Below are 25,558 nucleotides of genomic sequence, written 5' to 3'. Positions count from 1 at the left end.
CATAGCCTGGACCATATTCATAGTTATGCGTGTGGGGGTCGGAATGATATTCCGCAGGCTTTTCTTGGTTTCCATATCCGTGACTAGTGTAATCCGTTCTTTTAACCTGCCGGCCATACTGGTCGTACTCGATCACAGATTCTTCCAGTTTTCCAGTCGCGGGGTTGTACCTCTCCTGTGTCACACTCCCTATTCCAGGAGTCGTCTGGTGCGGTTTCTTCCCGGTAAATACCTCGTCTGGAAACGTTCCTTCCGTTGCAGCAACTTTCGTCCCGCTCGTCGCAGCTGTACCTGCTACTTCTTTTGCACCAACGAACCAATTAAAACGCTAATACTATTCGTAAATCTTAGATGCAAACAATATTTTTGCAAATGTCTGCCAACTAGGGACGAGGGCTTCCTCATCTCCAGAGTTCATTGCATAGAAATTCATTGCTCGAACCCAAGCTTCCATTGCATCCAAAAACCTTTCCAGCGTAGGGTTTTCCCACTCGCCTGAATTCAGCTCCAAATCTTCCTTAAGCCCACAAATAAAATCTGCAAACTCCTCTCTTGTTTTAATACTCTCAATCATCTTATCTAAATCCATAAGTCACCTATTTACAAACCCCACGAACACAAATTATAGAGCCGTTGTTTGCTGTAGTCATCTTCCTTCCAATTTCCTTGGCTATTTCGGCCTCGGTGGCGGGAACGATTTTGATGGGCACGCCGGCTGCAGATGCAGCTAGAACTCGACGATTATCTAAACTATAGACTAGCCCATCCTTTTCAAATACTCGAACAGCTGGCAAGTCAGCTGGAGAAATCTTTCCAGATTTCAAATCATCAATCGTTGTTTGAAGAACCTTACCATCCGAAAAGCTATTCTTAACACTATCCTGCGTGAATCGAATATCTTTTGGATTAGCATATCCAGTTAAATTATCCGGAAATGCAGACGGCATTTTCTGCCCAGAGCCACTTATACCTTTTGCACCTGCCCCGAAAGCATCCAGAACAAGTTTACCAGCTCCTCGCAAAATAATCGCCTCTGCGACCGAAGCAGCAGCGCTTATACCCATCGCCGCCAACGCACTTTCATCTGGCGTTTTGCTCGCCGGGTTGAACGAGCTGAGTACCCGTTGTCCCTCGGTTGAAACATAAGGCTGAGTGATAGCGCCAGCAGACTCTGCTGCGTTGTTAAACGACAAGGATGCAAGACCGCCAAGGGCCGCAGGAGCCAGACAGCCGATGATAGAAGCACATCCTGGCAGGGTTATGACGGCTCCCACCGCCGAAGTCCCTCCAATGTAGGTGTTCACGCTGGTATCAATGACTGCACCGGTTCGCGTAACCGCCTCATCATGCCGAGTGATAAAGTCGTCAGCGCTGTCAATGTAGCCGTAGTCAAACTGACCTGTTGCCTTGAGATCAGCCAGCTCACGGGTATAGCCAGCTCCCTTGGCTTCCAGAGCTTTCAGTCCTTCGTAGTTTTTATCCGAAGTAGGTACAGAGGCGCTGCAATGGACCAAGGCGCACGCGGCGGCATCTAACCTTTCAGCACGATCCGGATTTTCATTACGCGCTTTTTCAAGCTCCATCGCAGCCGGTTCATGTAACCCCTTGTTGTATTGCGTAGCGTTCCTGGCTACCCAACTCCCCTTCTCAATCGAGCTGGCATCAGCGTCTTTCTGAGTGGCCGCAGCCAGAGCGCCGACTATCTGAGAACTCATGGTCAGAAGGTTTTTATTACCGTTGACCAGACTATTCAGGTGTCCAACCAAAGCTTCGTTAGCTCCTGCAGCCAACGCTCCCGTTCTGAAATCTCCGCCAGTGGCCTTTGATAGCAGACCTCCCACCATCGCGTGAATGATGACCTTGGGAGGTGTACCTTCCGCAAAATTGCCGTAGGTATAGTCACCCACTGCATTGAAACTCGCCGCCGCCAAGGTATTGAACAACGCAGTCTTGAGTGCATCACTGCCACTGCCGCCCTTGCCAAGAGCACTACTCAGCAGCGCTGACGTCCCGTTCTGCAGAACCTGATTACCAGCAAACTGACCCACGCCTTCCCAAGTAGAGAGTTTGGCTCCAACAATCTTGCCGGTGTTAGGATCACTATGAGTACCCGTCAAACCATCAAAGTACGCAGCCGTCAGACCCGCCGTCACTCCCGAGATGACATACCCTTTTGCCTTGTCAAACGTTAGCTCTACTGCACCACCTGTCGCTTTCGCACCAAATCAATCTACGAGATTGAATTTTCGGATTATTTTCCCAGGTAAAGCGCTTGCACTTTTCCCCATGGAAATAAAACACCCCTCAAAAGATCCACTAGTCAAAATTAAGGTATTGCCCTCATAACAAGCTGAAACCAATACTGAATACGGGCCAAATTTACGGGCTTCTTCTTTGACACTCAAAGTTTTCAACACGACACTCACAAACTCTTCGAACCTTTCCTCCTCATAGTCATAAAAAAATATGAAATTATTGGTCTCAGAACTTGACTCAGAGAATCGAAACATAAGACTACATCCCCAACCCATCATTAACAGATGCTCGAGAAGACTGGGACTTTTCTATGATCTTCGACCATAATTCATCTCCTGATAGACCTTGCCCAGAATATTTATTCACAATTTCACTCCAAGTTCTATTTGGGTCAGTCTTATTCAAGGAGTCAGCCAATGTCCTGTTAGACATTAAATCTCGCGCCGTTGACCTCAAATCATTTCTCATATCAAAAGCCTGCTTCGCTTGCTCTTCCAAGGAGGCGCTACTGTTAATTCGAGCTGGAATTTCTGATTCTTTAGATAAATACCAAACCCTAGCTTCTCTATCAGTTACGTTTTTGGGCTGTGCTAGATCATCCCAACATTTAGCGTAAGACGCAGAGTCGTCTATCGCTTTTGGACCATCAGCCTTTTATGCGCTCTAAGAACTCGACCATTGCTAGTGGATCACGCTCCACAAGTTCTTCAATCAAATCTTCCGCTGCCCAATGCAGAATCATGTCCCCTCCCCCCCCATCCTTACAGAGGATGAGATCACTTGACAAAGAAGAGTCAACAACATTGACTTCTCTATCGCTGAGTGCCATCAGGCCACCGTAGCCATCATAAGGAATGACCCAGTAAAAACGCTCGTTCTCTATCCAGTAAATCCCAAACACCTGTACAGGCTCTTCTCGCCCAATTTCTCGAATAATCATATCCACATCACTCAATAGTTCTACCGGGCTGCAGCACAGGGGGCAGCCGTTGCGGCGTAGTCATTTCCATATCGTATGCTTTATCGGTTACGGAGTTGTACTGGTAGTGGATGGTTATATTTTCTCCGCTAGGTAGACGGTGACTTACTTCCATTTCTCTCCATCCCTCACTCCGCGGGAAGTCTTTATCGCCCGCTAGTTTTGTATCACGACCCGAAGAGGGATTTTCTGTCACTCTGTTCCACAAAGTCTGCTCGTTCAGATCTCTTGGCGCCGTTGACTGATAGCTCTTTGCTGTTGAATGAGTTGCATAGTCTGGAAGACCAGCAGAAAACTCATCGGCAGCATTTTCCCGACATAATAATCTCTATTTACGCTAGACCTTTTAGTAACAGCATTCGGGCTGTATGGATAATCAGCGATAATTGGTTTACCGCCACTGAAACCACTAGAACCGCCACCTTTCGCACCGAAAAACCAATCTTATTTTTTTGACTTACTGATTACATAGTGATCAAGATATTCTTTCAGCGGCTTGGCGGTCCCTAAAACATGAAGCTCTCCAGTTTCCTTATCAATCAGGAATGGTCCGTTTCCAGCCAGTTAGGGCCGACAGGCTCCCTGTCTCCAAATACTCTTTAGATTGATAGCAAAAAAAACCATCCCTCAGAGAACGTGCCCTCATGCGTTAGCTGCAAAGGAATCTCAGAATCTTTCAAATATTCTTCAGCTCTTTCCAAAGCGTATTCGTAGGTAATCATTAGTTAGTTATCAGTAACTGCAATGTCTTAAAATTCCTCATATTTGCCGGCTTTCCAGTCTGCCCATCGAGATAACGAATAGCCCCATTCTGATTAACCACGTTGAATACATGGCCTGGCTGACCTGGACCATAGGAGCCAAACACAATCCCACGTGCGCCGTCCCCACACCACTTATGTGCTGGGTGATGGTTTCGGGTGAAGACACACCGCTAAACTTAGCTCCATATTGCCTCTCCAGCACGGTCAACGGAACACCCTTGCTGGAGTTTATCGGCAATGCAGATACTGGATTACCTGCCAGTGTTGTATCAGTAGCAATTGAACAATTAACGCAGTTATGAGTTCGCCCAGCGTCTGGATAACCTGGATTGACGTTCTTTATTGAACCGGCAGTTTCGTCCGCAACCCCTGCCGCTTTTGCACCGTTTCAACCCGGCTACATGACGTTGTTTCTCATTAAGTCACACACTAGAAAGCTTCCACAGTATCGCGTAAGGCAGCTCATCATCAACAATATAATGCAAGCGAAAATAATAAACAGCCATTGAGCATTCTAAGCCCTTATGAACAAACGCACCATCAGACATGACACGATAAGAGGCGTACTCCATAAACTTGTCAGAACCAAGAGAGCTAAGAGCGTTTTTTATCTGACTATAGGTCCCCCCCGCCCCAACTGGAAGCAATTCAGGCGGCGGCCGGCATAAGCGCACTCTCTGCAGCTGCTTTGGCCGATCCCTCAGGCATATTTTTAACGGAATTTATGATCTCTGACTGCCAGGCCTGTAACTTTGAATCTGGCAAGGAAGTCGGATAGCTTCCGCCAGGAGCGCGATACTTGGCGTCCCAGACGATCACAGATCGCGATGATGGATCATACTTAATGTAATCTGCACCTGGGAGTGACGCTTTCCCAGGTCCGGAAATTGGCGTTTGCCCCGATTCAATAGCCTGACTCCAGCCACGAGCCTCCCCAATTGCACCGTTTAACTCAGAATATGTGCTGCGTCCGTTATTAACCTTTGCAAGAACTTCTGGTTCGGCTTGATTTATTACTTTGGGACTCGTCTCCAAAACATTCCTTTCAACCAGCGTGCCTGCCTCTGAGTCAGTCAGCGCACTAGTTGCATTGGGATTTTTAGAGACAGTCGCTTTTGCACCACCTACCGAAATTGCTCTATCAAATCAACCTCAAAACCAATGAGAAAGCGAGACAGATTTATTTAGAACGCAAACACCTTAATTAAATAACACCGAACCCTTTCCACTTCAATATTTCAACCGCCATAAAGCTTAAAAAAATTCATTCTATCTAGGATCCAGTATTGAACATCGTCAGGGATGAGCAATCCAAAATCGCTACTACAACGAGCATTCCACTGTGTTTTTGGCAACGCCAATTCCTCATGCAACCGACCATAGTCGGTATGTCGGTAAATCCCACGGTCGAAATTTACGTAAAAGCTCGGCAATTTCATACGCAAAAAATTCCATTTTCGCAAATCCATTTCTCCTCCATAAGACAAGAACCGCTCTACATCCTTATAAAAACTCTTGGCACTTTCCAAAGTTAAGCCTTTGAAAAAGAAATCGCGCATCATCGTAAAACTTATCACTTCTGTTTCGGCACTATCGATGTACTGATAAAAATTATGAGCTCCTAGAACTGAGATCCCACCCCGAAAGAGCCCAAGAGCTTTTTCATAATCTTCCTGCTTTAGCCGGCCTGTTTCAATATACGACAAATAATCCGGCCGAACATCGATACAGTAATTGAACTTATCATCCACAACGTAATAATGCTGCTCTTTCAAAACAAACAGGGCAATTGATTTGCGCCCTTCAAAAAGCTCACGTTCTAATGAGCTAAGCTTAGCGTCCGAACTCATGAAAAAACTCCTCCTGCGTCAATACTCGTGCATTTGATGAGTGTTTCTCAAGCAAGGAATCCCATACTTTCGGGAGTTCTAGTGAAACACTTGGCTTCCCTTGATTTGGATCCACAATCTTGGGGGCGTTAGGGTTCCTTATCTGACCGGGCAAAGGTCGTTGATCAATAGCTTCGGACATAATTTTCTGGTGCAACGATTGATCAACCTCAAAAACAACCACGTTACCTTCAGGCCTTTTATTAGACAGATAATAAGCAGCATGGCTGGGGCCATTTGTACTGACACATAACTGACCACTGCATCCAGAATCAATCGATACCGTCCCATCAGATTTCACCGCAATTCGATTTTGACTAGTCTGGAATCCTGAACCACCTGATTCAACCCTGAAATAAGTTTCAGTTTGTGTTGACGGCGCACGGCTATTTTCCGCAACAGGCCAAGAGTTTGGTTCATTTAATGCGGTTTTGCCTTTTGCACCAAGAAAAACTTATGAAATTAAGTGTTACCTAAATAAACGACCCCGTCCGAGAACTCCATAAGCCAAGGCTCAGTTGATGACGAACAAAATGCATTCAAGACGCGGCCGTCAGATAATTTAAAAAATGGATCAATTGGCTGAGCATCAATAAGCCAACCTACCTCGACAATGGATAAGCCTAAAAGCTCAGAAACATGGTCAAGGGCATCGTCATCCCAACAAGCGAACAGCAGCTCCCCCCCCTTAGACACACGCCACGCACTCTCAGTCCGAAAGCTCCAACCCGCCGAAAAAAGCATCAAAGTATCGCCATCCCAAAATACTCTTTCAATTTTCATAGGCAACAAAAGAGCCACAGCCTGCAAGAGTGTATTCATCATTTAGTCCACCTGTTCAATATGCGTACGCTCTCTAATCCACTGCTTCCGTTCAGCCTTCGATAAACCTTGCGGGGGCTGCGGCGGCTTTCCAGTAGTCGGATCAACAGGTCCGCCATTAGCGTTCTCGAATGATGCGCGCTGGGGACTTCGACCATCCGCCTGCATCACCCGAACTCGCGAACCATCAGGCAAGATGTATTGAGTTCCGACCACGTTTCCGCTGGTCGGGGAAACTACTGGTTTTGTTGGGTACCCTGCTGCTTCAAAATCAGCAATCATCTTAGACTGACTTTTAGGAAGATTCACTCCAGAGATGTGACTAATGGACCCCACATTTGCTTTTGCACCATCAACTATCCTGCGTCAATATCTTTATAAACCTATCAAACTCCTGAGAAACAGATTCTCCCTCTTCTGGAGAGAGCAACACATTCATAACCTGATCATCAAGGGCACAGTCATATATATCTATACCCACCCAACCTTTAGACCAGAATTCAACAGTACCTAGCTTGTTAAAACCTTCCAACTCTATCCTTTCAAGGTCACCAAAATCCCCATCAGCAAATGATGAGTACTCTAGAGAAAACCCCTTCAAAAGTGGCTTTACACTTTCATCAAACCAAGATCCATCCATAAGACTTCTCACTTCTTATCTAGAATTTCAATGTTCTTGATCGCCGGAAGATGCTCGCCACCCTGCTTATTAAGCAAGAACTGCTGAGACTTACCTGCATCAGGGCCAATCATTTTAAACCAGCCATCTTTTCCGCCTTGCAGCAAGCTGTTAGCTGGAACATCAAACTCAACATAGACAGAGCCTTTGGGTGCAGCCCCTTTAAAGTCAGCGATGCCATTAGTCGAAATAAAGGTTTGTCCTCCACCGCCTTGCACCACTTTATTTGTATTTTGCATCTGCGCCAGCTCATCAGGAGACATCCACCTTCCTACACGAGTCATGCTGACATCGTCGATTGCCTTGGTTTCGCCAAGTTTTAGCGGAGAGCTGACTGTTGCTTTTGCACCAACTTACAAACCACTTAAACGCCAAGCGCTCTCAACAAAGTCGAAGCATCCTTTAACAGTTCGGGATCTTGGCTTAAATTCTTCACTTCGACCAAAGCGCAAACGGCCTTTTGCGCCGCACTTGTATTTCTCTGCCAACACTCTGCACTCACACTTGCAAGAGCTGCAAGCAGCTCGCCGTCGTATCTCTCTCCTGCCAACACATCATCATGTAGTAATATCACAGCAAAGGGTAATAGCTCATTAACAAAAAGATCTTGCCTAATTGCGCGGCATACATCTCCTATACTTAAGTGATCTAGTGGAGTATCGCATACCAAAAGATACCATTCGCTCAAAGACGACGGGCTGTCTTCTGGTAACCAACTGATTTGAGTAAGTCTTTCCAATTCACGAAACGTCATATCCCGGCACCATTTAAAGCTGACTCAATACGATTGATAGTATCGACCGCTCGCTGACGTGCAGCTTGCGCTGACGGTTCATTCACCCCCTTCAAGGTGTCCGCATGGTTCCGTAAACCTCGAAGAGTGTCGTTCATCTCTTTTAGGTGATCCCAATAACCACCGCCAGGCTTCGGAACAGGATTACCAGCCATATCCTTTAAGGTACCCGTAATATCACTATCCTTGAAATTATTAAGAATATTGTCAATTTTTCCGACAGCTCTTTTTTGGCCTTGACTCAGCGTAGCCAGAGTGTCTCCAGCCCCTTTTGCACCAACTATTCGCGCCTAATATAAACCGGAACCACACTATCACCAGAAAAATCTATCCAGGCTTCACCCACAGCAACACCATATGTTATTGATACTGACTCAACCCCCATAACTAATGAGTCAAACTCAGTAATCACATCATCGATTTCCTCTCTATCCTCAGCCAAATCCTCCACCAAGAAAAACCTAACATCCACCCCTTGAGAAAAATCAATCAGTACGGCTCTGAAATTTGGGGAAATCGCCCCCAACAAAGCCTGCATCAATGCAATAATTATTTTATTCCTAACTATTAAATTCATATCAATCCACCAGCTTGGGGGTAGGACTAGTAGGGACAACACTTGGACTTTTCGTTCCCTTAATAATGAAAACGTTCGTTGGCTGACTGTTTATCCCCGCACCAATATTTACGTTAGTTCCAGTGACCCCATCAACTCGAACGATAGGAAACCCTTGAGCATTCTTACCTAGAACAACCGCATTACCAGAACGATATGCGTCCAGAACCTTCTGCGCATCAGAGATATCGTTCAAATACCCCCCTTTACCTCGCTCCGCCAACTGAGGTGTTCCCTCTAGATGTCTTAGCTGCTTCTGGCGACTAATTTGAGCGGAAACCTCTGGAAAGTCTTTAGGCGTAAGTATTCCTTTTGCACCATCAATGTCCCGCTCAGCCTTCACCAAAGCGGCAAGATTACCCCCTGCCTTGGGCTTGAGTCCACCCCCCGCTACCTCAAAATAGAGCGAGCCATCAGGACCAACAACCTCGACGTTCCCAGTGCGGGAGTTAACCACTCGACGGTAGCCTTCTGGTAATCCACCCGTTTTGTTGAAAGATGCACCGGCCGAGCTGTCCTCACGGTAGTACGAGGGAAGTGCTGTCTGGTCTGCCGCCTTCATTGTCCCTGCCACTGCCTGCGGTGCTGCGTCGGGCGTTTTGATTGGCTTGGATGCCTTGTTCCAGTTTGGATCAATGGTCACTTTCACAGGATCAATTGGCCTGCTTGCAGCAACGCTTGATCCCGTTCCCACGCCTTTGATTATTGCGGCGCCTGCGATACCCGCAGACGCAACAGCAGTGCCCAATGCAATATTAATCAGCGTGGTCGCACCGCGTACGTAAACATCTCCTTTCTGAGCATTCGCATCAACGTCATAAAGCTCTTTGAGCTTGTTATCACTGCTTACGAGCTCATCTCGATCTTTCCCACTCAAATCGCTTGCCACTGTTTTCGCCATTGCGTCTTTGGCAGCAGCAATCTTGTCACCAAACAGCTTATTCAGGACGATACTGCCGGCCATCCCCACTGCCATTTTTGCAGGCCCCATTACCGCCTGAACGCCTAACCCAAGAAGTTCGGCTTGCTCAGCAGGCAATTTATCCAGATAACGCTGAAGACGCTCGGCCTGCTCCAACAACTTCCCTCCTGGAGTATCGGCATTTACATCTTGCAGCCCTGCCATCCTATTAACGCCATCCTTATCTTTGTAATGGATGTAATCGACAGAGTCCGTCCGAGCGTCAAAGCCACTACCGCACGCGCCAGCAGAATTGCAAGCTGCCTGCTGAACATTAAACTCGGAAAAACGGCTGCCAAAACTTTGTATGACTGCAATGTCGTCCTGTGACAGTTTTTTAATATCGTCAACGTTCCTGCCTTTTTGCACGAAAGCTTTGGTCAGGTTAAGCGCCAATTCGTCTCCGAGCTGCTCCCTTACGGAGTCTGGTACGTCGGTTATAGAAACGCTCTGCGCCTGGATATTTTTCCAGACCTGCTCAGCGGAAGACACTGTCCCAGCCAGGAGAGTGCTCGCAGCATTTAATAAGTCCACAGTTCTGTCGGGATAACTTTGTATAGCAGTTTTCCAGGCATTTACAGTCCCAGAAGGATCCGCAATCGCCTCCACCGAACTCTTCGTCACATACAAATCAGTCCGGTGCTCGTCATCACGCGTGATCTCGTAAGCCTTGTCGACATCACGATTCAAGCCCGCTGTTGAGTCCTTACCCGCCGTATCGCTGCGCACCACCACATCGCCCGCACCGACCGTGCCCCGGACGATCTGCTCACGATCCTTGTTGTAGTTCCAGCCCTCGACGCTCCAGCCGTTTTTCTGGTTGTCGCCCTTGCCTACCTGACTTGAGTCCTGCGTGGTGGTGCTGCCAGTGCCGTACGAACCCCCGACGTTCAGGTAGTAACCGTGCTCCTTGTCCTTGCCCGCGATGTCGCTGTAGCCCAGCGTGTTGGTGTCCAGCTTGAGGTTGCCGCTATCGGAAGCGATCAATGCGCCGTCGAGCTGGGTGTGGTTCTCGGTGCGGATGTCGACCTTGTCTTTGGCCGTGATGCGGGTCTGTTCCTCGATCCAGTTCTTGGAGCCGTTGGTCTGACCGTACCCGACAGAGCCACTGACACTGCCGCCAAAACCGACCACAACAGTCGCGCTGAGATCGAATTCCTTACCTTGTACCTTGCCGGTATCGGGCAGGGAGGTGACATTGAGGTCACGGCCTACGCGTCCGACCACGTCGTTGCCGCGCAGTGTTGCACCGGCAATGTTGGTGTCCTGGCCGCTGGTGAAACCGAGGTGATTACCGGCGTACAGGTACGCTTCCTGCTGCTGTTTGCCTTCGCGCTCCAAGTCGCCTTTGCCGATGTTGACGCTGGCGTAAACACCGATGCCTCCCGGACCGATGGCGATACCGGCTTCCCCGCCGCCATTTTTACGGGTGTTCTCGGTGGAGCTGTCGTTCTGGGCCGCTTTGATGTTGAGGGTGTTGCCGGCATTCAGATTGATGTTCCGCTCTGCCTGGGCCTGCGTGCCGATCAGGTTCAGGTCATTGCTGGCCTTAAGGTTGACGTCACGGCCTGCCTGCAATCCTGTAACGGTCGAAGACTCCTGGCTCTGATCGCCGTTGGCGACACCGCTACTGCCGCCCACGCCCAGTTTGAACCCGCCACTGCTGCTGCCATGAATGCCACTCCAGCTTTTCTGTTCGCTGGTTTCCTGGCTGTAACTTCCTTTGGCGGCATCAAGCGTGACGTCCCGGCCTTTGATGTTGATATCGCGGCCGGCCTGCAACTGGCCGCCACTGATCTGAACATCATTGCTCGCAGAGATGTTCAGGTCATTGCCTGCGTTCAGTGTCGAAGCGCGGTTGGTCGTTTCGACCACTTGCTGGCTGGTGCCCTGTTTGCTGTTGCCGAACTTTCCATCGCCCGTCGGGCCGGACAGGAACTGCGAGGTGCTGTCCACCGTCTTGAGCACGCTCGATCCCTTGCTCGTGGCGTCCTCACCCTTTCCTGTACCGCTAATGGCATCCTTGGTGCTGCCATAGTTGTGATCGATGCTCGCACTCAGACCATTACGCGAGTTTTCGCGCTGTTGCTCGACGGTCTGGGATTCACGCTCGGCATCAATCTTGATGTTGCGCCCGGCAGCCAGATTGATGTTATTAAGCGCCTGAAGGTCAGAACCTACCTGATTGATGTCGCGCTTGGCATTGACTGTAAGATCTTCCCCTGCGCGTACCTGGCTGGCGGCAGCGCTCTGTTGCTCAAGGCGGTTCTTCTCCTTGGTTCGATCAACGCCTGCAAAGAAGGTCACGCCATTGGCGTTAGAGGACACGCCGATACCCGACTGCCTGTTCTTCTCCCAGTCCTGATTGGACTGGGTGTTCTGGGCGGCCAGAATGTTGACGTCCTGACCCGCGTTCAGACTGACGTTTGCACCGGCGCTGACGCCGCTGCCGACAATATTGATGTCGCGCTCGGTCTGCAGGCTTACATTGCCGACAGCGTTGATCTGGCTGCCTACGCTGGTGCTGCTCTGCGCTTGGCCGCCGGCTTCTCTAGCCGACGAAATGGACAGAAATCCGCCAGAAGCTGAGAGACCGGTTTTCTTCTTGTACTCATCGCTCTGGTTGGAGGCTTGGTCGTTGGCCGAGAGCAGATTGATGTCGCCGGTTTTATCCACCAGCCCGGCTCTGAGGTCCACATCATTGCCTGCATTGATGTTGCTGGCCCGCAGCGTGATGTCCTTGCCTGAAGCCACTACCACATCGTTGCCAGCACTCATTTCACTGGCGACTTGAGTAGAGCTGGTCTTCAGCTCGCTTTTTCCGCTTTTGGACAGGCCAAAAGAGCCGGATTTGCTTTTCTTGCTGTAAGAACCCTGCTCATCGACACCCGAAAGCACAGTGACGTCATTGGTGGCGCCGAGAATCAGGTCATTGCCTGCCGACAGCCGGCTGCCAATAACACTGACATCATGCCCACCGTTGATGCTGACACTGCCATCGGCAGCTTTACTGGCATTGATCGTGAGGTCTTGCCCTGCATTGATTACCGACGCAACGTTGGTGCTGTCGTAGCTTTCCTGCTGTTTGCTGCTGCTGCGCCCGAAGGAACCTTTGCTCTTTTTGGCATAGAAGTACGAGCTTTCGTCCTGAGCTGATGCAATGGTCAAATCTTGCGCTGCATCAAGCGCAATGTTGCTGCCTGCATTGATGCGGCTGGCGATGACGTCGAGATTCTGCCCAGCCTGCAAAGCCACACTGCCGCCCGCCTTCAGGTCCGCAGACACCTGGCTGACATGATCTTCCTGCTCGGTCACCTTCTTGCTCTTACCGTAGGAATGCTGCTCGTCAGCCGCCGAGGACAGGGTCAGGTTTTCGGTTGCGGCCATGGCGATGTCGCGTTTGGCGTCGATGCTGCTGGCGATGACGTTGATGTCGCGGCCTGCCTGGGCCGTCAGGTCGCGGCCGGCGCTGACCGTGGAGCTCAGTTGCGTGATGCTCGAGTTGCTGGAGTTCGCACCGCGTGTCTGGCCTTTCTCGGTCTGGGCCGAGTCGATAGCGACATCGCGGCCCGCAGAGATGCTCAAGTCACGACCGGCCTGCAAGACGCTGCCGGTGTTTTTCACGTCACGACCCGCTTGCAGGGACATGTCGTTAGCCGCTTCGATACGTGCCGCGCTGTCAGCAAAGTCCTTACGCCAGGTCGCATCATCCGCAGCGCTCTGATGGCTGGTCACCGTGCGTTCGTTGATGACATCGCCGCGCAGGGCGGTCAATGTCACATCACGCCCGGCGATAATGCCCCCGGACTTGTTGACCAGGTCATTACCCGCCAGCAGGTCCAGTCGGTTGCCAGCTTCTATCAGGCCGGAGTTGACCAGATCATTTCCAGCAGCAGCCGACAGGTTATTGGCCGCTCGCAAGGTGCCGACGTTGTCGAGGTTTTGCCCCGCGATCAGTGAGACGTCGTTACCCGCAATCAATGCCCCGGTCGGGCCAAGGCGATTGTCGGCTTGTGCCAGGTAAAGCACCGGCACCAGCACTTTCTCGCCATTCACTTCGTGCTCTTCGAGCCAGACGATGTCGTGGGTCAGCGCTGCGACTTGTTGTGAACTGAGCGAAACGCCCACAGCCAGGTTCAGCTGCTGTTTGCTGGCGATGGCGTTGTTCATCAGGTACTTGAACTGGGCCTCGTTGGAGGTTTGTCCATCGATGAACGCCTGACCGGTGCGGGCCACGACTGCTTGCTGGACGAGGCGTTGCTCATACAAGCCATCGCCCAGGCGCTTGGCGCTGACTTCCGGGTCGTAGCCCAGGCCTGCAAGCAGGTAATCCGAACTCATGAACTGCTTGAGTTCGGTGAGGACCGGGTTGGTTTCGATCAGGTATTTTTGCGGTTTGGAAACGAAGTTGCTGCTGGGCAGGCCTTCCACTCGGGTAACGGTCTGTGCTGCTGCGGCAGCGACCGGGCTACTAACCGTTGTAGTTACCGGACGACCCTGAGCGTCGGTTACAACCTGGCCGGCACTGTTGATCCGCGTGCCCTGCACCATCCCGATATTCTGGGCCGCAGAACTGCCGGATCCTGTGGCGGTGATAACCGGCAGGCCTGTCGAACCTGCATTTTGCACAGGCAGCAAGGCACCACTTCCCTGATTGCCCGTCGCGATACCGGTGACACTGTCGACGCTGGTGACACCTGCGGAATCAGAGGTATGACCGGGTAGTACAAATCCGCCTATGGATGCGGCACCTGGCGCGCTGGCGTCGAAGGAGGATGCATTGGCGCTAACGCCGGCACCTTGTCGTGTCACCGAAGCCAGCTGGCGGGTGGCGTTGGATATCTGTCCGACCGAGCCAATCTGGATGGTGCTTGCCTGCGCGTCCGAAACGGTGTGCTCGCGTTGCGCGACGGATACCGCTGCGCTGCCCATGGTCCAGCTCTGCGGCAGGCCGACTGGTTGAGCGACAGTAGCTGCGGTGCCGGTCTGGCCACTCAGCCGGAACAGTCCGTTCTGGCCGGTGGGCAGGCTGAAGCCTGGCAGGCTTAACGGGTTGACTTGTTGTTGGGCCAGGTCTGGCGGCAATTGCTGATTGACGGTAATGCGCGTGGAGAATTGGCTGCCAGGAGCGCTGGTGTCAGTGCGCGAACCGCCGCTCACGTAGGTGTAACCCGCCCGTACGACGCTGTTATTGATGTTGTTCTGAGCATTGACGTTGACCGCACCGGCAGCCTGGATAATGGCTGCGTAGCTCTGATCACCGCCGCTTAGCCGTGTGACCGTGTAAAGCTCGGGCATGTCGGTTTCGACGATGCGAACGAAGTCGGCCACTGCTGCCTGAAGACCCGTAAGGCTGGCGTCATAACCACTGCTGCCAAGCCAGTACTTATCAGTGAAATCCCGAGCGGCTTTGGTCCACATGCTGGCGTTGTCGGTGCGCATGCTGCGGTACACAGTCACCGTTTCTGTATCGCTGGTCTCTACGCCAGTATTGGTCAGGTTGTTAAGCGTAGCGGTGAGATTGCCGCTGGTGGCAATGGTGCTGCTCTGGTTAATCAGATCGCCGCCGTTGATGCCCAGATTACCGCCAGCGGTGATGCTTGACGCTGCACTGGCCGCGGTTACTTCCAGTTTTTCACGCTGAGTAAGGTCCCAGGTATGTGTTTGCGTGCTAGTTTTGCAATCATTGTTGTAGAACTTACGGTTGCACGCCCCTTCTACAATCTTGGCGCTATAAATACCGCCGTTGCTGGTAGTCAGAATCGCACGGATGTTCTGTATCGTGCTCGCCGCCAGGCTCATGCTGCCGTCGCTTTGTATCGACGCCGAACTGTTGACGATACTGTCCGCAAGGGCACCTTGCCCGTTACGGTCAATCGTGAGGTTGCCCAGGCTGTAGATGTTGGCGTAGCTGTTGTTCAGCGAACTGACCCGCAGGCTCATGTCGCCCCCGCTGAAGATAAGCCCGCGATCATTGACCAGTGAGCCAGTATTCACGGTCAGCGCTTGACCGCTGCCCAGCGTGCCTTGGTTGTTGATACTCCCCGCGTTGATGGTCAGGTTAGTCGCCGAGGTCAGCCGACCGGCATTGCTCAGTTGCCCCCCCATGGTCACCGAGGTGTCACCACCGCCGGATATGGTCGAAGCGGCGTTCAGGTTAACTTGCGCCGCACTCAGTCCGAGCGTCCCTAGGCTGCTGAGACGGCCATTGCCGCCGTATGTACCGCCGAGATTGAGGCTTAGCGAGCCGTCACTGGCGATCAGTCCATCGTTATTCCAATTGCCACCGTTACCGACGAGGCTGGTCGATGCCAGCAACTGGCCACTGGCGGTCTGGCTGAAGTTATTGACGTTGACAGTGAGGCGCCCAGCCTGGATGACGTTACTGTTGGTCCAGCTATCAGCACTCAGTGTCAAACCACCACGGGTGACGATGCTGCCGCCAGCGTTGGTCAGATTGGCCGTAGAAATATCAAACGTGCCATTACCGGTATGCAACAGCGACCCGCCGCCATTGAGAAAGCTGCCAGCATTGAGGATCAGGTCGCTGTTGGCGCTTTCCAGGGTGCCGTTGCGGTTGTCGAACAGGTTGCCAATCTGGAAGTTTGTCGCGCCGCCACCGCCCAGCGCACGCAGTTGCCCGGTCTGGTTGTCCAGACTGGCAGCGGTCACGGCCAGGGTGCTGTCACTTTCGATGATGCCGAAGCGGTTGTTCAGCGCGCCGCTCAGGTTCAGTTCGACCTGGCCGCCGGCGATCTGGCCGTCGTTGTCGCCGCTGTTGTCGAAGTTGCCGCCGGTGACCCGTACCAGTCCTTTGGCGTACAGGCCGCCGTTGCGGTTGTCGAAGTTCGGGGTGTTGATCAGTGCTTCGCCGCCGCGCGCCGAGACTCGCCCGCCGTAGTTGTCGAAGCCGCCCAGCGCGGTCAGGTTGAGACGTTGCGCCTGAATGACGCCGCCCTGGCGGTTGGCGTCATAGCCGTTCTTCAGCACGCCGCTCACATTCGAGGTGAACAGACCTTGCAGGCTGGACAGCACCCCGCCCTGACTGTAGAGGTTGGCAGCGCTGAGGTTCAGATCGCCGTTCTGGGCGATGATCCGCCCGTTCTGGTTATCTACGGTACCCGCGACATCGACGCGCAATACGCCTGCGCTTTGTACTGTGCCACGCACGTTGGACAGGCTCGCTGCCTGTACTTGTGCATTGGCGTTCTGGCTGTAGATCAGGCCATCGGCGTCGTTGAGAACACTGCCGCTGGCGGTGACTGTCAGCGTGTTGTTGGCGGCGATTGTGCCGCGATTGCGGTTATCCAGTTGGCCGGACGTGTTGAGGGTCATCAGGCTCTGACTGATCAGTTGCCCGGCCTGGTTGTTGATCGCCGTGCTGCGCCGCAACAGCAAGTTACCGCCGCTGGCCAGCTTGCCGCTGGTGTTGGTCAGGCTGTCGAGCAAGTCAAGTGTCATTGTGCCCTTGCTGCTCAGGCTGCCGGCGCTGTTGTCCAGGCTGCGGCCTTCGAAGCTGAAATCCTGCTGGGCCGTCAGGTTACCGGCGGCATTGCTCAAGGCATTGGCTTTGATGGTCAAGCCAGCACCGCTGTCGATCAGACCGTTCTGGCTGTTGTTCAGCAGGCCGGCTACGGTCAGGGTATGGCCCGTTCCGCTGGAGAGGATGCCGCCGCTGTTGTCGAGACTGTCAGCGGTCACGTTCAGTGTGTTCTGGCTGACCAACGCACCGTTGCCGCCGTTAAGCAATTCACCGCTCAGGGTTGCGACGAGGTTGCCGCTGCGGCTGGACAAGGTGCCGTTGTTGCGGTTGTCGAGACGGTTACCGGAGACGTTCAGGCCCTGCCAGCCGGAGATCAGGCCGTTCTGATTGAGCAGGCTGGTCGCACTGACGGTCAGTACGTTGCTGCTGATCAGCTTGCCGCTGCTGTTGTCGAGGGTGCGGCCGTCGACTCTGAAACTCTGTGCGCTGGAGACCTCGCCAGACTGGTTATTCAGGTCGCGCAGACGATTAAGGGTCAAAGCCCCATCAGCGGTAATCAGGCCGCCGACGTTGTTAAGGTCATTGCCTTGCATGTCGATGGACAGCCCGGCGTCACTCATCACGCGTCCGCCGTTGAGCGACAGTGCGCTGAGGACCAGGGTCATGTCGCGGGCAGCCGACACTTCGCCGCCGTTGCCGGAATCAAGACTCCCGGCAGTCAGGTTCAGGGTGCCGGTGCTGTTGATCAGGCCCTTCGCGGTGTTGTTGATCGATGTTGTATTGAGGTTCAGGCTGGTGCCGCCCAACAGCTGACCGCTCTGATTATCGACGCTGGCCGCGCCCACCTTGAGCGCCTGAGCAGCATTGATCAGGCCTTTGTCGCGGTTGGTCAGCGCACCTGTCACGGTGAGGTCAAGGTTGTTGCGGCTGGTCAGCGTACCGCCGCTGTTGTCGAGGGTATTGGCAGTGGCGTCGATACCGGCTGCGGCGATCATGCCTTTGACGTTGGTTAGCGCACGAGCAATACGCAGGGTCAGCAGTTGATTGCTGAGCAGTTTGCCGCCGCTGTTATCCAGTTGCTGGGCGTTGACGGTAAATGCCTGAGCGCTGGAGATTTCACCGTTCTGGTTCAGTACCTCGTTGACGTTTTTCAGCAGCAATGCGCCCGGTGCGTTGATCAGGCCGTTCTGGTTGTTCAACTGGCCGTTGTTCAGGTCCAGGCTCAAGGAGGTATTGCTGAACAGGCTGCCGCCCTGCTGATCCAGACGGCTGACGCTGGCGGTCAGCGCCTGGCTGCTGCCGATGCTGCCACCAGTGCTGTTGGTCAGTCGTGCGGTCGTCAGGTCCAGGCGATTGCTGCTGCTGACGCGACCGTTCTGGCTGTTGTCGAAATCCCCGGTCCTCAGGGTCAGCAGCCCTTTACCGCTGATGGTGCCTTTCTGGCTGTTATCAAGGCTGGCACTTTTCAGGTCCAGTGCGCCGTCAGTCACCAGCTTGCCGCCACGGTTGCCGATTGCACCGGTGCTGTCGAGGGTCAGGGTTGCGGCACTGGAAATGCTGCCTGCGGTATTGGTCAGACTGCTGGTCTTCACCGTCAGGACATCTTCGTTGCTGATCAGGCCCTGTGTGTTGTCGAGCGTCGCAGACAGGTCGATACCCAGGGCTCTGAGAGCGCTGAGCGCACCACCGGTGTTGTCCAGAGTGCTACCGACCAGGGTCAAGCCGCCTTGACTGGAGAGCAGGCCGTTCGCTCGGTTGATGATCTGTGCAACGTTCAGCGCCAGCGCTTTCTGTGCCAGAACCTGACCGTTGTCGCTATTGTTCAGTTGCTGGCCGGTCAGGGTCATCTCATCCTGACTGGACAGTTCGCCACCACGGTTATCGATGCTGGTGACATTGATATCCAGGGCTTTGGTAGCGCCGATGAAGCCGCTCTGGCGGTTGTCCAGCGCGTCGCCGCGCAAGGTCAATGCACCCTGGGCAAGCATCTGACCGCCCTGCTGCTGAAGGCTGCCGATCCGTGCGTTGAGGTTCTGTTTGCTGGCGATCTGGCCGAGGCGGTTGTCCACGGTCGCAGCATTCAGCGTCATGTCAGCGTCGCCGATCAACGTGCCCTTGACGTTGGTCAGGGCGGTATTGACCGTCAGGTCCAGAGCTGCGCGGCTGCTGATCAAACCATCGGTGTTGTCCAGGCTTTCGCTGCGGGTGTTCAGCGCGGCAGCGGAAATCGTACCTTTGATGTTGCTCAGGGCCTTGTTGACGATCAGCGTCAGGGCCTGACTGCTGAGCAGTTTGCCGCCACTGTTATCGAGGCTGTCGACGTTCAGAGTGAAGGCCTGTGCGCTGGAGATTTCACCGTTCTGGTTGGCCACGCCGTTGAGATTCTTCAGCAGCAACACGCCGGGCGCGTTGATCAGACCGCCCTGGTTGTTCAATTGGCCGTTGTTGAGATCAAGGCTCAGCGAGGTGTTGCTGAACAGCTCACCAGCCTGCTGGTCGAGGCTGGTGACGCTGGCCGTCAGCGCCAGCGCACTGGCAATGCGTCCGGCGTTCTGGTTGATGACTTTGCCGGCCGTCAACTGCAGGGTGTCGCTGCTGGTCAGGCGACCGCCCTGACTGTTGTCGAAGGTGCCGGTATTAACCTGCGTGGCACCCTTGCCGGACAGCTTGCCCGCCTTGCTGTTGTCCAGGCTTGCACTGATCAGCGTCAGCGTGGCGTCGGTAGTCACGGAGCCACCCTGGTTCTCAACAGCGCCCGTGGTGGTGACGTTCAAGGCATCGGCACTGGACAAGCTGCCCGCTGCGTTTTGTAGCGACGCGGCATTGACCGTCAAGGCCGCTTCACTGCTGAGCAGACCAGCGCTGTTGTCCAGCGCACCGGACACATCAATATTCATGTCCTGCTGGCTGGCCAGCGTACCGCCGGCGTTATCCAGACGTGTACCGTCGAGCCGCAGAGTGTTGCCGAACAACAGGCCCTTGTTGAGGTTGATCACGCGCGCCACTTTCAACCCCAGCGCCGTACCGGCCAGGACCTTGCCGCCGTTGCTGTTGTCGAGCGTCTGACCAATGATGTCCACGCCGACCTGACTGGACAGTTCACCGGCCTTGTTGTCGATGTCGGCAACCTCGATTTTCAGCGCTTTTGTGGAGCCCACCAGGCCGCCCGCCTGATTGTCGAGGGTTTTGCCGGTCAGGGTCAGATTGCCCTGCGCAACCAGCTCGCCGCCCTGCTGGGTCAGACTGCCGATATTGGCAATCATGTCAGCCTGACTGGCAATACGGCCGTTGCCGTTGAGAACACTGTCGACCTGCAACTGCATCAGGCCAGCGGCGTTGAGCAGACCGTTCTGGTTGTCCAGACGCGTGCCGACCAGTTCAAGATCGGCATTGCTGTTGATCAGGCCTTTTTGCGTGGCGCTCAGGCCTGTCTGGCTATTGTCGAGGGCATCGACGAACAGCTGCAGGCCTTTCTCGGCACGAATCGAACCGCCACGGTTGTCCACGCTGTCGCTATGAACGATCAGCAGATTCTGTGCCGCAATACGGCCGCCACGGTTATCCAGCGTCAGGCTCGACACGTCCATCACGCCCTTGGCCTGCAGACTGCCAGCGGTGCGATTGTCCAGCGCGCCGCTCAGCTTCAGAGTCAGCTGGCCATCCGTGACCAGCGAACCCGCCTGGCGGTTGTCCAGACTCGCAGCACGAAGGTCGATGCCCTGCCCTGCACCCAGGGTTCCCGCCTGATTGTCGATGGATTCGGTGATCACCAGTTTCAGAAACTGATCGGCCATGACCTGGCCAGCGGCATTATCGAGACTCAGCGCATTGAGGGTCGTGTTACCCGCGCTGGTCAGCTCGCCGCTGCGGCTCGAAAGCTGGCCAGTGACGTTTACCAGCAGGTCGGCATCGCTGCTCAGGCTGCCGCTGTTGTTATTCAGTTCGCCAGCCGCCAGATCGATACCGTTGCCGGAGACCAGGCCACGCAGGTTGGTCAGCAACTGCTCGACACGCACGATCAGCGCTTTATCGCTGAGTACCGAGCCGCCGGTGTTGTCCAGCGATGCAGCGGCCAGCGTGAAGCCGTTGCTGCTGGAAATTTCACCGTTGCGGTTGCTGACTGCATTGAGATTTTTCAGCAGCAACTGACCGGGCGCGGTAATCAGACCGCCGTCGTTGTTCAGGCGACCGTTGCTCAGGTCCAGGCTGACATCGCTGTTGCTGTACAGACGGCCATCGTTGGTCTGATTAAGACCGGTGACCACTGCGGTCAGGGCCATGGCGCTGGCGATACGGCCGGCGTCACTGTTGTTCACCAGCGCTGCATCGAGCTGGAGGGTTGCGGTACTGGTCAGGCGACCGCCTTGCTGGTTGTCAAAGGTGCCCGTGACGAGTTTCACCCCTTTGCCGGCAATACGACCGTTCTGACTGTTGTCGAGACTGCCGCTGGTGAGCATCAAGGTTGAATCGCCGAGAATCTGCCCGCCGTGGTTCACGACCGAGCCATCGGCCGTCAGGGACGAGGCGCCGGAGCTGGTGACGCTACCGGCAGTATTGCCCAGAGAAGCAGCGCTCAACGACAACGTGCCATCGCTGCGCAATGTCCCTTGATCGTTGTTCAGAGCGCCCGTGACGTTCAGACCCAGACTGTTTTTGGCGTAGACGCTGCCACTGCCGGTGTTGACCAGTTGGCCGACGTTCAACTGCACACTCTGCTGGCCGGAGACGGCACCTGCGCTTTGGTTGTTCAGGCTGTCGGCGTTGAGCAGCAACGCACCATTGGCCAGCAAACGACCCTTGCCACTGTTATCGAACTGGCCGACGGTTGCGGTCAGCTCTCCAAGGCTGGAGAGCTCCGCATTACGGTTGTCCAGGGTCGCGGCACTCAACTGGATACCGGTCGCGGAAATCAGACCGCGCAGGTTGGTCAGCAACCGGTCGATGCGCACGATCAAGGCCTTGTCGCTGATGACCGAACCGTCGGTGTTATCCAGCGAAGTGGCCACCAGCGAGAAACCGTTGGCACTGGAGATTTCGCCGTCCTGGTTGTTGACCGCCGTGAGGTTTTTCAGCAGCAACTGGCCAGGTGCATTGATCAGACCGCCCTGGTTGGTCAGCACGCCGTTGCTCAGGTCCAGGCTGACATCGCTGTTGCTGTACAGACGACCATCATTGGTCTGATTCAGCCCGGTGACTACTGCGCTAAGGGCCATGGCGCTGGCGATACGACCGGCGTCGCTGTTGTTGACCAGCCCGGCATTCAGCGCGAGTGCGCCGGTACTGGTCAGGCGGCCGTCCTGATGGTTATCGAAAGCGCCGGTGGTGAGCACCACGCCATTGCCCGCAATGCGACCGCTCTGGCTGTTGTCCAGGCTGGCGCTGGAAAGCGTCAGGCCCGCATCGCTGATGATCTGCCCACCCTGGTTGACGACCGCAGCATCGACTTTCAGCGTGGCAGCACCGGCACTGGTGACCCGACCGCCGGTGTTGGCCAGAGAAGCGGCTTTCAGGTCCAGCGTGCCGTCACTGCGCAGTACGCCTTGATTGTTATTCAAGGCACCGGTCAGCGTCAGACCCAGTGTGTTTTTTGCATAAATGCTGCCAGCGCCGGAGTTGGTCAGTTGTCCCAGATTCAACTGGACGCCCTGCTGTCCGGAGACCACGCCGTTCTGGTTATTCAGGTTATCGGCGCTCAGCAGCATCGTGCCGTTGGCCAGCAGACGTCCTTTCGTGCTGTTGTCGAACTGGCCGATGGTGGCAGTCAGGGTGCTCAGGCTGGAAACTTCCGCACTGCGGTTGTCCAGCGTTGCAGCAGCCAGGTTGAGGCCATTGGCGGAAATCTTGCCGCGCAGGTTGTTCAGCAACTGATTGATACGCACAACAAGCGCTTTATCGCTGAGCAGCGAACCGTCGGTGTTATCCAGCGAGTTGGCCGCCAGCGAGAAGCCATTGGCACTGGATATTTCGCCGCTCTGGTTGTTGACGACGTTCAGATTTTTCAGCAGCAACTGGCCAGGGGCATTGATCAGGCCGCCCTGGTTGGTCAGCACGCCGTTGCTCAGGTCCAGGCTGAGATCGCTGTTGCTGTACAGCCGGCCGTCGTTGGTCTGATTCAGACCGGTGACTACTGCGCTGAGGGCCATTGCGCTGGCGATACGACCGGCGTCGCTGTTGTTGACCTGCCCGGCGTTTAGTTGAAGCGCGCCGGTACTGGTCAGGCGGCCGTCCTGATGGTTGTCGAAAGCGCCGGTGGTGAGCACCACGCCATTGCCCGCAATGCGACCGCTCTGGCTGTTGTCCAGGCTGGCGCTGGAAAGCGTCAGACCCGCATCGCTGATGATCTGCCCGCCGCGGTTGGCGACTGCGCCCGTTGTGCTGACCGTTGCCGTGCCGGCACTGGTCACGCTGCCGGTATTGTTGCTCAGAGAGGCCGCACGCACGGCCAGTGTGCCGTCGCTGCGCAGCACGCCCTGATCGTTGTTCAGCGCGCCGCTCAGGGTCAGGTCAAGCGCGTTTTTGCCGTAGACACTGCCGTTGCCGATATTGGTCAGTTGCCCCAGGTTCAGCTGTACAGCCTGTTGCCCGGCGACCGAACCGTTCTGGTTGTTCAGGTGGTCAGAGGTCAGTTGCAGCGCGCCGCTGGCCAGCAGACGGCCTTTTTCGCGGTTGTCGAACTGGCTGACGGTCGAGGTCAGGCTGCCGAGACTGGAGATTTCCGCGCTGCGGTTGTCCACGCTTGCCGCGTTGAGCAGCAGATCGCCGTTGGCGCTGACAAGCCCCAGCTGGTTGAGCAACTGCCCGGAAATACGCGCCGATAAACCGCTGCTGCTGGACAGCTTGCCTTGCTGGCTGTTGTCCAGAGAACCCGCAGTGATGGTCAGGTTACCGCTGCTGCTGATCAGCCCGCTCTGGCTGTTGAGTACCTGAGAAGCATTGATATCGACAGTGCCGCCCTGGCTCAGAATCCGGCCTGACTGGCGATTGTCGACCGTAGTGGCCACGATGCGGGTGCTGGACTGCCCATTCAATGTAGCCCCCTGATTATTCAGGGTCTGGGTAATGGTGGCCTGCAGGGCGCGACTGGCGGTGATGCTGCCGCTGTTGTTCAGCCCGCTGGCAGACAGCGTCACATCGCCCGATGCATTGCGGCTGTTGTCGGCATTGACGCCCGCCTCAATCACCGCCGTGTTATTGAGCTGACCGCCAGCGGCAAGGCTCAGTGCATCGCGTGCGGCAACGTTCTGCCGGGTGATGAGATCACCTGCCGTGGTCATGCCCAGTGACGACCCTGCATAAACCGGCCCGTTGACCTCGGCACTGTTGGCCTTGACCGCCACAGCACCACTGGCGGCGGTCTGCATCATGCTCAAGTGGCCGTTGGCATCAATCTGAATGTCACCACCACTGGCCGCCAGATCGCCGGCCAGCCTGACGCCGACACCCGCCTCGGTGCCCACCAGACGGATCGCACCGGCATACATGCCGCCCAGCGCCGAGCTGTCGACGGCCAGTTCCGGTTTGGCACTGCCGTCGTCAGGCAGGGCCGTGGGATTCAGCGTCTGCGCGTCGACATCGTTGCGACCGGCAATGATGTTGAGGCGCCTGGCGTGCAGCTCGGCATTGATCTTCGCGCTGCGAGTGATGATGTCGAACTGGTCGACGTTGTCTGCGTTCAGCCCCACGCCGTCGATGGATATGCTGCCGCCCTGCACATTGAAACGCTGCAATTGACCATTGGCATCCAGCACGGGTTTGCCGGTGGTCAGGGTGACCTGCGGGGTATTGATGAAACCGCAGCCGTTACAACTGATGCCGTAGGGGTTGGCGACGATGACACGCGCCGCCTGCCCGGCCACTTCCGTGTAGCCCCTGAGCTGACTGGCGTTGGCCCCGACCACTTCGTTGAGGATGGTGCTGGCCGCTGTGCCGCGCAGGTTGGAGTTGCCGACGATGATGCCGCCCAGCTGGGTGCTCTGGGTCTGGTTGGTGGAGTTGTTGAGGATGACGCCCTGGCTGTCGACGTTGAACTGCTGATACTGGTTGTGTGACAGGCCGCTGGCATTGGGCGCGGCAATATTGACGATAGGCACGCCATTGCCGGCCTGGTTCAGGCTGGTATTCGTGCCGCTGACCACGATGCCTTCGGCTTGAACCAGCAGCGGCTGCCAGAACATCGCATTGGCGAGAATCAGCGCAAGGCCGCGCTTGGACATTCCCCAGAAAGACCGGCGCTCGACCAGCACAGCAGAAGGCTGACGAGCGAGCAGAGCCAGTTGGTGAACGTCCATGTGAGTGACCTCGAAACAGGTAGGTTGA

General features: G+C 54.8%; 9 protein-coding genes and 1 pseudogene. All 10 read right to left on the bottom strand.

What is annotated here, in order from left to right:
- Window positions 1-334 precede the first annotated feature (334 nt).
- The 10 genes and pseudogenes from JOE33_RS24420 to JOE33_RS24365 all read right to left on the bottom strand — a co-directional run bounded on the left by JOE33_RS24420 (window position 335) and on the right by JOE33_RS24365 (window position 25,530).
- On the bottom strand, window positions 335-574 hold the full coding sequence (locus JOE33_RS24420) for a hypothetical protein (RefSeq protein WP_209924140.1): 240 nt from the start codon (window positions 572-574) through the stop codon (window positions 335-337).
- A 22-nt stretch (window positions 575-596) separates the two neighbouring features.
- Window positions 597-2,171, bottom strand: a pseudogene (locus JOE33_RS24415) (DUF637 domain-containing protein); the annotation flags it as partial.
- A gap of 731 nt (window positions 2,172-2,902) precedes the next feature.
- Entirely contained in the window at window positions 2,903-3,196 is a 294-nt protein-coding gene (locus tag JOE33_RS24410; protein ID WP_024651179.1) for a hypothetical protein, read from the bottom strand.
- 2,041 nt (window positions 3,197-5,237) lie between these two features.
- Entirely contained in the window at window positions 5,238-5,849 is a 612-nt protein-coding gene (locus JOE33_RS24400) for a hypothetical protein (RefSeq protein WP_096131190.1), read from the bottom strand.
- A 501-nt stretch (window positions 5,850-6,350) separates the two neighbouring features.
- Window positions 6,351-6,713: a hypothetical protein gene (locus tag JOE33_RS24395; RefSeq protein ID WP_096131191.1), complete on the bottom strand. Its 363-nt coding sequence runs from the start codon at window positions 6,711-6,713 to the stop codon at window positions 6,351-6,353.
- Window positions 6,714-7,062: 349 nt separating this feature from the next.
- The gene (locus JOE33_RS24390; protein WP_096131192.1) at window positions 7,063-7,350 is read right to left on the bottom strand and encodes a hypothetical protein; all 288 of its coding nucleotides are present in this window, start codon (window positions 7,348-7,350) and stop codon (window positions 7,063-7,065) included.
- An 8-nt stretch (window positions 7,351-7,358) separates the two neighbouring features.
- On the bottom strand, window positions 7,359-7,652 hold the full coding sequence (locus JOE33_RS24385; protein ID WP_024672728.1) for a hypothetical protein: 294 nt from the start codon (window positions 7,650-7,652) through the stop codon (window positions 7,359-7,361).
- Between the two features lie 101 nt (window positions 7,653-7,753).
- The gene (locus JOE33_RS24380; protein WP_074454403.1) at window positions 7,754-8,143 is read right to left on the bottom strand and encodes a contact-dependent growth inhibition system immunity protein; all 390 of its coding nucleotides are present in this window, start codon (window positions 8,141-8,143) and stop codon (window positions 7,754-7,756) included.
- A 319-nt stretch (window positions 8,144-8,462) separates the two neighbouring features.
- Window positions 8,463-8,759 (bottom strand): hypothetical protein, encoded by a 297-nt coding sequence (locus tag JOE33_RS24370; protein ID WP_237150398.1) that lies wholly within the window; start codon window positions 8,757-8,759, stop codon window positions 8,463-8,465.
- 1 nt (window position 8,760) lies between these two features.
- Window positions 8,761-25,530, bottom strand: a complete 16,770-nt coding sequence (locus tag JOE33_RS24365) for a hemagglutinin repeat-containing protein (RefSeq protein WP_245227924.1) — start codon at window positions 25,528-25,530, stop codon at window positions 8,761-8,763.
- Between the last annotated feature and the right edge of the window lie 28 nt (window positions 25,531-25,558).

Origin of the sequence: Pseudomonas sp. PvP027 (genome assembly GCF_017833005.1) — a bacterium.
Lineage (GTDB): Bacteria > Pseudomonadota > Gammaproteobacteria > Pseudomonadales > Pseudomonadaceae > Aquipseudomonas > Aquipseudomonas congelans.
Note: the sequence above shows the minus strand (reverse complement) of the source record. Positions and strands in the feature narration are given on the sequence as shown.